The organism is Frankia sp. CcCS3, from assembly GCF_977927575.1.
In genome coordinates this window covers 1-11,000 of the sequence record NZ_CDWRCL010000127.1, presented here as the reverse complement: position 1 = coordinate 11,000, position 11,000 = coordinate 1, and the positions used below count along the sequence as shown (strand labels likewise).

The window sequence follows — 11,000 nt, the reverse complement described above, 5'->3', positions numbered from 1 at the left end:
TTGGAGTACTAGGCCGCCCTTCGGGGTTTCCGTCACCTCGCCTTCGGCGAGGTTCCTGGGGGAGGCGCCGGCCGGCGGGGGCGTTATCTTCACGTGACCGGTCGGCCATCCCGCCGACATGCCCTTTGCGCATGCTCAGCTACATGTCGTACCTGCTTCGCCTCATGCTGCCGGACCGCCCGGGAACGCTCGGCGCAGTGGCCACGGCCCTGGGCAGGGCGAGCATCGACATCGTCAGCATCACCGTCGTCGAGCGCACCGCCGACGGAGCCGTGGACGATCTGCTCGTGCTCCTGCCACCGGGCGGCCTCGCCGATCGCGTCCTCACCGCCGCCCAGTCGGTTCCGGGCGTGATCGTCGAGTCGCTTCGGCCGTTTCTCGCCGACGGGGGCGGTGTCGGCAACGACCTCGACCTGGTGGACGCCCTGACCGATCGGCCGCACGACGCCGCGACGACCCTGACGGACCTCGCGCCCGGCGTCTTCCACGCCGACTGGGCGATGCTGCTGGAGCACGTCGGGCCGGATGACGTCCGGGTCCGGGAGACCTCGGTGGGCGCTCCGGCCCTCGGTGGGGACGATCTCGGTGTCCCTGAACGGGTCCGGTTACCCCTGCCCTGGCTGCCGCTGGAACGGGCGCGGCGGATCGGGGCCGAGGATGGCGCCTTCCCGCCTCGCTGGCGGGCGGTCAGCATGGAACTCGCCGCGGCCCCGGTCGGCGGCGACCGGCTGGTGATCCTGGTCGGGCGGCCCGGCGGCCCCCGGTTCCGCTCCTCCGAGATCGACCGGCTGGCCCATCTGGCGGGCATCGCCGCGAGCCTGACCAGGACGGGCCGTTTCTGAGTGGGGGAGCCTTCCCCACGTTATTCCACCGGGGTCTCGGCCTTCTCGGGACCGTCCACGGGAACGGCGAGCTTGCTGGCCGCGTCGACCCCCTGCGCCAGCAGAACGGCAAATCCGGCCTCGTCCAGCATGGGGATCCTGAGACTGCGCGCCTTGTCGTACTTCGAGGCCCCTGGATCCGTGCCGACGACGACGGCGGTGGTCTTCCTGCTCACCGAGCCGGTGACCTTGCCGCCGCGCGCCTCGACCGCCTCCTTGGCCGAGTCGCGGCTCCAGTCGGTGAGCGTGCCGGTGATGACGACGGTGACGCCGTCGAGGGGACGTGGGCCCTCCTCCGCGCCGACGTCGGCGAGCCGTGCCCCGCCGGCGGCGATCCTGGCGAGGATGTCGCGGTGCCGCTCATCGGCGAACCAGTCGACCACCGCGCCGGCGATCTTCGGACCGACCCCTTCGACCGCGGCGAGGTCCTCGGCCGGCGTGGCGGCGATCGCTTCCAGCGACCGCAGTTCCCGGGCGAGCGCCCGCGCCGCCGTGGGCCCGACGTGGCGGATCGACAGGCCGACCAGCAGCCGCCAGAGCGGCCGGTGCCGCGCGGCCTCGACCCCCCGCAGAATCTGGTCGATCTTCTTCTGCGCGAACCCGCGCAGCCCCTCGAAGGACTCGGGCGTCAGGTGGAAGATGTCGCCGATGTCACGCACCCGGCCCGCCTCGAGCAGGGCGGTCGCCGTCTCATACCCGAGCCCGTCGATGTCCATCGCCCCCCGGGAGGCGAAATGGAAGATCGACTCCCGCAGCTGCGCGGGACAGGAGACGGTGTTCGGGCAACGGATGTCGACCTCACCCTCGGGCCGCACCAGCTCGGTGCCGCACTCCGGGCAGCGCGTGGGCATCACGAAGGCCCGCTCGGAACCGTCCCGCAGGTCGACGACCGGGCCGACGATCTCCGGGATGACGTCCCCGGCCTTGCGCAGGACGACCGTGTCCCCGATGAGCACCCCCTTGCGGCCGACCTCATCGATGTTGTGCAGGGTCGCGAGGCCCACCGTGGACCCGGCGACCAGGACCGGCTCCAGCTCCCCGAAGGGGGTCACCCGGCCGGTGCGGCCCACGTTCACCCGGATATCGCGCAGCTTGGTCGTGACCTCCTCCGGTGGATACTTGTAGGCCACCGCCCAGCGGGGGGACTTCGAGGTGGAGCCCAACCGGCGTTGCAGGGCGAACGAGTCGACCTTGACGACCACTCCGTCGATCTCGTGCACCACGCCGTGGCGCGCATCGCCCCACCGGTGCACGTAGTCCAGCACGCCGGGCACCACCGCCAGGACCTCGAAGTGGGTGGCGACGGGCAGCCCGAGCTCCGCGAAGCGGGCATAGGCCGCCGACTGGGACGTGGCCTCGAAGCCGCGCTGCGCGCCCAGGCCATGGACAATCATCTCCAGCGGCCGGGTGGCGGTGACCCGGGGATCCTTCTGCCGCAGGGATCCGGCCGCGGCGTTACGCGGGTTCGCGAACGGTTTGCCCCCCGCGGCCACCAGCCCGGCGTTGAGCTCGGCGAACTTCGCGGTCGGGAAGAAGACCTCGCCCCGCACCTCCAGCAGCTCGGGCACCCGCGGCCCGCGCAGCCGCACCGGCACGCTCGCCAGGGTGCGGATGTTGGGGGTGATGTCCTCCCCCGTCCGGCCGTCGCCGCGCGTCGCGGCACGCACCAGGTAACCGTCCTCGTAGACGAGGTCCACGGCAAGCCCGTCGATCTTCAGCTCGCAGAGCCAGGCGTCGACCTCGCTTTCCCGGGCCACGCGCGCCGCCCACTGGTGGAACTCGTCGTCGTCGAAGACGTTGTCCAGGGACAGCATCCGTTCGAGATGCTCGACCGGGGTGAACAGGGTCGAGTAGGAACCGACCACCTTCTGCGTCGGCGAGTCCGGCGTGCGCAGGTCGGGATGCCGCTCCTCCAGCGCGGCGAGCTCCGCCATCAACCGGTCGTACTCGGCATCGGAGATCGTCGGGGAGTCGAGCACGTAGTAGCGGTACGCGTGCTCGTCGAGCTCGCGGGCGAGGCTGGCGGCGCGGGCCCGCTCGTCCGCCGAAGCCGCCGCCGAAGCCACGCCGGATTCGTCGGCTGTACCGGCCGTGCCGGTTGTCGCGCTCACGACGGCGCGTCGACCAGAACCCGCCCCGCCTTCCGGCAGTGGCGCATCACCGTCCTGGCATCGTCCGTTCCCAGGCCCGCCAGGCCACAGGTCGACGTCACGGCGACCACCTCCCCGAGCTGCTCGGGCCGGAATCCCAACCGGCTCCACAGTGCGATGACGGGTTCGACCGTACGGCGGGCATCCGACAACTTCGGTGCGGCCGACAACTTCGGTGCGGCCGACACAGCCCGTCCGGCCGACACAGCCCGTCCGGCTGCACCAGCCGGTGCGGCCGGTCCAGTCGGTGAAATCGGCGCGGCCGGTGAAATCGGCCTGGTGGGGACGAGACCCGCCATCAACCGCACTCCGGCCTCCACGATCTCGCCGACGGCGTCGTCCTCGGCCTGGGTGAGCGCGGTGACGTCGAGACCGACGAAGTCCACGCCCGCCGCGCGCAACGCCGCCAGCGGCACCGCGGGAGCGCAGCAGTGCACCCCGACTCCGCCGGTCGCCGGCAGCGCCCGCAGGCCACCGAGCAGGATCCGCAGCCGCTCCACGACCAAGCCCTCCTCGACCGCGGGCAGCACCGAGAACCCGCTCGGAGTGCGGATCCGGCCCGCGAGCACCGCCGGCAGCGATGGCTCGTCGAACTGGACCAGGATCCGCGCCCCCGGGACGCGCTGGGCGATCTGTTCGACCTGTTCGACGAGCCCCGCGGCCAGTGCGTCGGCGATGTCACGGGTCGCGCCGGTATCTGACAACGCCTTGTGCCCGCGGGGAAGCTCCAGCTCGGCCGCCAGCGTCCACGGGCCGGTCGCGGCAATCTTGAAGGGTCCCGCGTAGCCGGCGGCGACCTCCGTCAACGCGTCCAGGTCGCGTTCGAGCAGATCCCGTGACCGGCGCAGGTCCAGGCCGGGTCGGGGAACCAGCCGCCAGCCGGCCGGCTGAAGGTCCACCGGCATGTCGACGAGGATCGCCGCCGCCCGCCCGACCATCGCACCCCCGGGTCCCCTGGCCGGCAGTTCGGGCAGATACGGCAGGTCCGGTAGCTCGTCGAAGACCAGCTTGACGGCCTGGGCCGCATCCGTTCCCGGCAGCGAGCCCACCCCGGTGGCCGCGCCGGCCGGCCACATCCGTGCAGCGTCAGTACTCATGTCTTGACATCCTCCGGGAGTCCGCGGGAGATCCCCGGCCACGTCCGCTCCGGGCCCGCTCCGGGCCCGCTCCGTCGACGGCCCGCCGACCAGGCGCCCGGCTAACCACCGGTAGTGCGGATGTGCCCTCCGCCAAGCACCCGGTCACCGTCGTACAGCACCACCGCCTGGCCGGCGGCCGTGCCGCGGACCGGCGTCGTCAGCGTCACGACGAGCTCCTCGCCGCGCGCCTGCGCCACCGCCGGTACCACCCCGCCGTGCGCCCGCACCTGGGCCAGACATGATACGGCCCCCTCGTGCGGCCAGACCGCCCGGTCCGCCACGAGCCGGCGCACGTCGAGCGCCTCGGCCGGTCCGACGGTGACCGTCGACGTCACCGGGGAGATGTCCAGCACATAGCGCGGCCGGCCGTCTGAGGCCGGCCGCCCGAGCTTCAGCCCGTGACGCTGACCCACGGTGAAGGCGTAGGCGCCGTCATGGTGCCCGAGCGTCTGCCCAGTCGTCGCATCGATGACCGGACCCGGCCGCGGGCCGAGCCGCTCGCGCAACCAGCCACCGGTGTCCCCATGCGAGATGAAACAGATGTCGTGGCTGTCCGGCTTGTCCGCAACGGCGAGGCGACGCTCGGCCGCTTCTACCCGCACCTGGGCCTTGGTGGAATCCCCGAGCGGGAACCGCGCGGCGGCGAGCTGCTCGGGACGCAGCGTTCCCAGGACGTAGGACTGGTCCTTGTCCGGATCCACCGAGCGGCGCAGGGTGCCGTCCGGATCGAGCCGGGCGTGGTGCCCGGTGACGACGGCGTCGAAGCCGAGCGCGAGGGCCTTGTCGAGTACGGCCGCGAACTTGATGCGCTCGTTGCAGCGCACGCAGGGGTTGGGCGTGCGACCGGCCGCGTAGGACTCGACGAACTCCTCGATGACGTCGGTCTCGAACCGGTCCGCGAGATCCCAGACGTAGAACGGGATGCCGAGGATGTCGGCGGCCCGCCGGGCGTCCCGGGCGTCCTCGATGGTGCAGCAGCCGCGGGCTCCGGTCCGGTCCGACTCCGGCGAGCGCGACAACGCCAGATGCACCCCGGTGACGTCGTGACCGGCGTCGACCGCCCGGGCGGCGGCGACGGCGGAGTCGACCCCGCCGGACATCGCGGCGAGCACCCGCATCAGACCATCACCTCCCCGAATCTCCGCCGAACCTCAGGGAACCACGTGGACGGGAGCGAGGCATCATGGGCATCGCATCTCAGGTGCCGCTCAGGCTGCCGCTCGTGCCGGCCAGCGCCCCCGCACGGCTCGCCCGCTCGACGACCGGCCCGATCGCCGCGACCAGCGCGTCGACGTCGCAGGCCCGTGAGGTGTGCCCGAGGGAGAACCGCAGCGATCCGCGGGCGTGTGCCTCATCCGCTCCCATCGCGAGCAACACGTGCGACGGCCTCGCCACTCCGGCGGAGCAGGCCGAGCCGGTGGAACACTCGATCCCCCAGGCATCGAGCAGCATCAGCAGCGAGTCTCCCTCGCAGCCGGGGAAGGTCAGATGGGCGTTTCCCGGCAGCCGGTGCGGCCCTGGACCGCCGCCGTCCCCGCCGCCGCCGTCCCCGAGCAGCGGGGCGCCGTTGAGCACCGCCTCCGGGACCTCCGCCCGGACCCGGCGCACCAGGTCGTCACGCAGGGCCGCCAGCCGGACGCTCTCCTGCGGCGCCTCGGCGCACGCCTTCGCCGCGGCCGCCGCGAACGCCGCCACCCCGGCCGTGTTCAGCGTTCCGGACCGGATGTCGCGCTCCTGACCGCCGCCGTGGGTCAGCGGCTCCATCGCCAATCCCCGGCGCACCACCAGGGCACCGACACCGATCGGCCCCCCGATCTTGTGCGCGCTGACCGTGATGGCGTCGGGGCCCTCGTCGGTGACGGCGATCGGGATCTGGCCGAACGCCTGCACGGCATCGGTGTGGAAGGGCACGCCGTGACGGTGCGCGATCGTCGCGAGCTCGGCAATCGGCTGAACGGTGCCGACCTCGCTGTTCGCCCACATCACCGACACGACGGCCACCGAGTCCGGATCCCGGTCGAGGGCGGCGGCGAGGGTGTCCGGATGCACGGTTCCCGCGGCATCGACCGCGAGCAGCTCGACCTCGGCATCCTGCGCCCGGCCGAGCCAGTCGGCGGTGTCCAGGACGGCCCGGTGCTCGACGGCGCTGACCAGTACCCGCCGCCGGCCCGGTTCGGCCCGGCGGCGTGACCAGTACAGACCCTTCAGGGCGAGGTTGTCACTTTCGGTACCGCCTCCGGTGAACACCACGTCGGACGGGCGGGCGCCCAGCACTCCGGCGAGCGTCTCGCGGGACTCCTCGACGATGCGGCGGGCACGGCGGCCACTGGCATGCAGAGACGAGGCATTGCCGGTATCGGCAAGCACCGCGGTGTACGCGGCGAGCGATTCCGGTCGCATCGGCGTCGTCGCCCCGTGGTCGAGGTAGGTCACAGCTTTAGAGGGTAGTCGCGGACGGGCCGACGGCGACGGGAGAGCGGATCACACCGATCTCCGGGGCGACCGTCGGATCAGGCGACCGTCGGATCAGAAGTCGCCGGCGGCCCGGCGCAGATCGGTCAGCAGGTCGATGAGCGTGCGCACCCCGCCGTCACCCAGCCCGGGATCGGCGAAGACGGTGTCGTTGAGCTTCTCGGTCGCGGCCATGGCAGTGGCCCGGCCCTCCTCGGTGATCTTCGCGAGAATCGCCCGCCGGTCCGTGGGATGCGGGGTACGCCGCACCTGCCCCCTCGCCTCCAACCGGTCGACCGCGCTGGTGACGCTGGTCGGATGGACCTGCAGCCGACTTCCGATCTTGTTGAGGGGCAGCGATCCGGCCCGACTGAACATCAACAGCATCAGCAGCTCATAGCGCGCGAAGGTCAGGTCGAGGGGGCGCAGGACCTCGTCAACCCGGGCGAGGACGATCTGCTGCGCCCGCATCAGGGAGGTGACCGCTGCCATGCCGTCCGCGGCCGCCCCCCAGCCGTGGGCAGTCCAGTGCCGATGGGCCTCCGCTATGGGGTCGGTTGGCAACGGTTTCGGGGTGGCCACGACTTGTCGACGCTCCTGCACTTCATGGGACGGTTCCCGCCCGGCCTGGCAGCCGGGGACCGTCGCGGCGGGCAGCGTCCATTGCACCCCAGGACGGACGCGCTGGCAAAGATTCATGCGTACCCGGAGATTGCCGCGGCGCCCGGCGCACCGACCAGCGTAACGCCGATCGATGTAACGGCGGGCGCCACCCGGGACATAATCAGACGTTACGGCGATACTGCCCACCCACGTCGAAGAATGCCTGGGAGATCTGCCCGAGGGAGCAGACGCGGACCGCCTCCATCAGCGCCGCGAACGTGTTCCCCCCGCTCCTGGCGACCTCCCGCAGATGTTCCAGGGCGGCGCCCGCCTCGGCGCCGTGCCGGCGGTGGAACTCCTCCAGCCGAGTGAGCTGAGATTGCTTCTCCTCCTCCGTGGCCCGCGCGAGCTCCATCGGACCTCCCTCGGAGTCGGGATCGGTGCCGGCCGACTCGGGCCGCAGGAACGTGTTCACCCCGATGATCGGCAGGGTGCCGTCGTGCTTGCGCCGCTCGTACAGCATCGACTCGTCCTGGATGCGTCCCCGCTGATAGCCGGTTTCCATCGCGCCGAGTACACCGCCGCGGTCGCTGATCCGCTCGAACTCGGCGAGCACCGCCTCCTCGACCAGGTCGGTCAGTTCATCGACGATGAACGATCCCTGCAGGGGATTCTCGTTGGCGGCGAGTCCCCATTCCTGATCTATGACCATCTGGATGGCCAACGCGCGGCGGACGGAGTTCTCCGTAGGAGTCGTCACAGCCTCGTCGTAGGCATTGGTGTGCAGGCTGTTGCAGTTGTCGTAGATCGCGCACAGCGCCTGCAACGTGGTCCGGATATCGTTGTAGGCCATCTCCTGCGCGTGCAGCGACCGGCCCGACGTCTGTACATGATACTTCAGCATCTGCGACCGGGGGGCGGCACCGTATCGCTCCCGCATGGCCACCGCCCAGATCCGGCGAGCCACCCGCCCGATGACGGTGTACTCCGCATCCATCCCGTTGGAGAAGAAGAACGACAGGTTCGGGGCGAAATCGTCAATGCGCATCCCTCTGGCCAGATAGGCCTCGACGTAGGTGAAGCCGTTGGCCAGGGTGAACGCGAGCTGGCTGATAGGATTGGCGCCGGCCTCGGCGATGTGATAGCCGGAGATCGATACCGAGTAGAAGTTCCGGACCGCGTGTTCGATGAACCACTCCTGCACGTCCGCCATCGCCCGCAACGCGAACTCGGTGGAGAAGATGCAGGTGTTCTGCCCCTGGTCCTCCTTGAGGATGTCCGCCTGCACGGTGCCACGGACCGTGGCCAGCGTGCGGGCCCGGACCTCGGCGGCCTCGTCCGCGCTCGGCTCCCGGCCGTGCTCGGCGCGGAAGGCGTCTAGGCGCTGGTCGATCGCGGCGTTCAGGAACATCGCCAGGATCGTCGGCGCCGGGCCGTTGATGGTCATCGAGACGCTGGTCGACGGATCACACAGATCGAACCCGGCGAACAGGACCTTCATGTCGTCCAACGTCGCTATCGACACGCCCGACGTGCCGATCTTGCCATAGACGTCGGGCTGGGACGCGGGATCGCGGCCGTAGAGGGTCACCGAGTCGAAGGCGGTGGACAGGCGGGTCGCGGGCGAGCCGGCGGAGAGGAAGCGGAACCGGCGGTTGGTCCGGAAGGGGTCACCTTCACCGGCGAACATTCGCGCCGGGGCCTCTCCGGCCCGTTTGAACGGAAAGACGCCGGCGGTGAAGGGGAAATAGCCCGGCAGGTTCTCACGCCGCAGGAAGCGGATCAGGCGAGCGTCGTCGTCGATGGCGGGTACCGCCACCCGCCGGACCGGAGTCCCGCTGAGCGTGGTGCGCACCAGCGGGGTGTGGATCTCGGTTCCCCGGACGAGATAGGTCATCTTCTCGCCCTGACGTTCCTCGACGATCGCCGGCCATTGCGCCAGGAGCTCCCTCGTCCAGAGAGCCAGGGCGGCTTCGGCCTCGTCGCGCAGCATGGCGAGGGTGGTGAGCTCCGCCGGCGCCGCGCCAGCGCCAGCGATGGCCAGTGCCGCAAGGGCCGTCGTCAGATGCTCACGACGGCGGGCCAGCAGTGCCTGGCGCTCGGTCTCGGCGTGATAGCCCCGCACCGTCTCGGCGATCTCGGCCAGGTAGCGTACCCGGGCGGACGGAATGACCGTGGTCAGCTCGGTGGAGGTCCGCCCGTGCACCGGATGCAACGAGCCGGACACGGTAGACAGATCGTGTTTGCGTAGCCGCCCGACGAGGTGCTGATACAGGGCGGTCACCCCATCGTCGTGGAACCGGGCGGCCGAGGTGCCGAAGACGGGCATGTCCTCCCAGGACTGGTCAAACGTCTGCCGGTTGCGCACCAGTTGCCGGGCGACGTCACGCCGGGCATCCTCGGCGCCGCGCCGCTCGAACTTGTTCACCGCCACCACGTCGGCGAAGTCCAGCATATCGATCTTCTCGAGTTGTGAGGCCGCACCGTACTCGGGTGTCATCACGTACAGCGAAACATCGCAGAACGGAACGATCGCCGCGTCACCCTGCCCGATGCCCGGCGTCTCGACGATCACCAGATCGTAACCGGCCACCCGGCAGGCCGTGATCACATCCGCCAAGGGAGCCGGAACCTCACTGCCCCCCGCTCGCGTCGCCAGGGACCGGAAGAACACGTTCCCTGCTGTGCCGTCACCCAGGGAGTTCATCCGGATGCGGTCACCGAGCAATGCACCGCCGCCCCGCCGACGGCTGGGGTCGATGGCGAGCACCGCGATCCGCAGGCTGTCGCCCTGGTCGAGGCGGAAGCGCCGGATCAGCTCGTCGGTGAGTGAGGACTTTCCCGAACCACCCGTGCCGGTGATACCGAGGACCGGAACCCGCGGCCGGCAGGCGGCCTCGTCCTGCAGCGCCGCCGCGAGTCGCGGGTCCCGGCCCACCTCGAGCACGGTGATCGCCCGGGCGAGCGCGCCGTCCTCACCAGCCGCCACCGCATCAAGCTTCGGCCCGTCCTCCGTCAGATCGACGTCACAGGCCTCGATGATCATATTGATCATCTTCGCGAGACCGAGCCGTTGCCCGTCCTGCGGGGAGAAGATGCGCGCGACCCCGCGCGCGTGCAGCAGGTCGATCTCCGCCGGCACGATCACCCCGCCGCCGCCGCCATAGACCCAGACGTTGCCTGCTCCGCGCGCGCGGAGGCGCTCGATGAGGTAGCTGAAGTACTCGACATGCCCGCCCTGATAGGACGACAGGGCGATCCCTTGGGAGTCCTCCTGGATCGCGGCGGTGACGACCTCCTCGACGCTGCGGTCATGCCCGAGATGGATCACCTCGGCGCCCTGCGCCTGCAACAGGCGACGCATGATGTTGATCGCCGCGTCATGCCCGTCGAAGAGTGAGGCCGCCGTCACGATCCGGACCGGATGAACTGGTGTGTGCAGCGCGGCAGCCGGCTCGTGCCGGCCGTCGGAGGACATCGCGTCGGAGGACATCGAAGCGGCTCCCGGGGACGATGTGGCGGACGGAGATACCTAGAACCCTTAGCTTCCAGATAGTAGGACATCCATACAATAGATGCCACCATGACCAGGAGGCGGAAGCCGGCCGCTCCCGCGACCTGCCGGGCTCCGGGCAGGGTGTCCGGGCAGCCGAGTTTTGGGGAGCCAGTCACGGTCCAGGGAGCGCAGACCGTATTCAGGTCCCCCGAATTCGGTCCCCCAGATTCGCCGGCGGCGCTGGACTGGAGCGGGTGCCGCCAGCCAGTAGTCAGAAAAT

Annotated in this window: 7 protein-coding genes; 1 reads left to right on the top strand and 6 read right to left on the bottom strand. The window is 70.6% G+C overall.

Features of this window, described 5'->3' with window-relative positions; all coding sequences use genetic code 11:
- Positions 1 to 131: 131 nt before the first annotated feature.
- Entirely contained in the window at positions 132 to 842 is a 711-nt protein-coding gene (locus tag AC08OQ_RS12400; protein ID WP_476601230.1) for an ACT domain-containing protein, read from the top strand.
- Between the two features lie 20 nt (positions 843 to 862).
- On the opposite strand, the gene ligA is transcribed toward AC08OQ_RS12400, so the two are convergent.
- The 6 genes from ligA to icmF all read right to left on the bottom strand — a co-directional run bounded on the left by ligA (position 863) and on the right by icmF (position 10,717).
- Positions 863 to 2,992, bottom strand: coding sequence for an NAD-dependent DNA ligase LigA (ligA, locus tag AC08OQ_RS12395; RefSeq protein WP_476601232.1), 2,130 nt, complete (start codon positions 2,990 to 2,992; stop codon positions 863 to 865).
- Entirely contained in the window at positions 2,989 to 4,128 is a 1,140-nt protein-coding gene (locus AC08OQ_RS12390) for a methionine synthase (protein WP_476601234.1), read from the bottom strand. Before AC08OQ_RS12390 ends, ligA begins: the two co-directional genes overlap by 4 nt.
- Positions 4,129 to 4,229: 101 nt before the next feature.
- Positions 4,230 to 5,288, bottom strand: a complete 1,059-nt coding sequence (gene mnmA / locus AC08OQ_RS12385) for a tRNA 2-thiouridine(34) synthase MnmA (RefSeq protein WP_476601236.1) — start codon at positions 5,286 to 5,288, stop codon at positions 4,230 to 4,232.
- A gap of 79 nt (positions 5,289 to 5,367) precedes the next feature.
- Entirely contained in the window at positions 5,368 to 6,603 is a 1,236-nt protein-coding gene (locus AC08OQ_RS12380; protein ID WP_476601238.1) for a cysteine desulfurase family protein, read from the bottom strand.
- Positions 6,604 to 6,696: 93 nt separating this feature from the next.
- Positions 6,697 to 7,203, bottom strand: a complete 507-nt coding sequence (locus tag AC08OQ_RS12375; RefSeq protein ID WP_462188250.1) for a MarR family winged helix-turn-helix transcriptional regulator — start codon at positions 7,201 to 7,203, stop codon at positions 6,697 to 6,699.
- A 202-nt stretch (positions 7,204 to 7,405) separates the two neighbouring features.
- On the bottom strand, positions 7,406 to 10,717 hold the full coding sequence (icmF, locus tag AC08OQ_RS12370) for a fused isobutyryl-CoA mutase/GTPase IcmF (RefSeq protein ID WP_476605327.1): 3,312 nt from the start codon (positions 10,715 to 10,717) through the stop codon (positions 7,406 to 7,408).
- Positions 10,718 to 11,000: the final 283 nt, after the last annotated feature.

Coding starts and splice junctions, on each gene's coding strand:
- AC08OQ_RS12400 (WP_476601230.1), top strand. CDS start 132: ATGCTCAGCTACATGTCGTACCTGCTTCGCCTCATGCTGCCGGACCGC.
- AC08OQ_RS12390 (WP_476601234.1), bottom strand. CDS start 4,128: ATGAGTACTGACGCTGCACGGATGTGGCCGGCCGGCGCGGCCACCGGG.
- mnmA (WP_476601236.1), bottom strand. CDS start 5,288: ATGCGGGTGCTCGCCGCGATGTCCGGCGGGGTCGACTCCGCCGTCGCC.
- icmF (WP_476605327.1), bottom strand. CDS start 10,717: ATGTCCTCCGACGCGATGTCCTCCGACGGCCGGCACGAGCCGGCTGCC.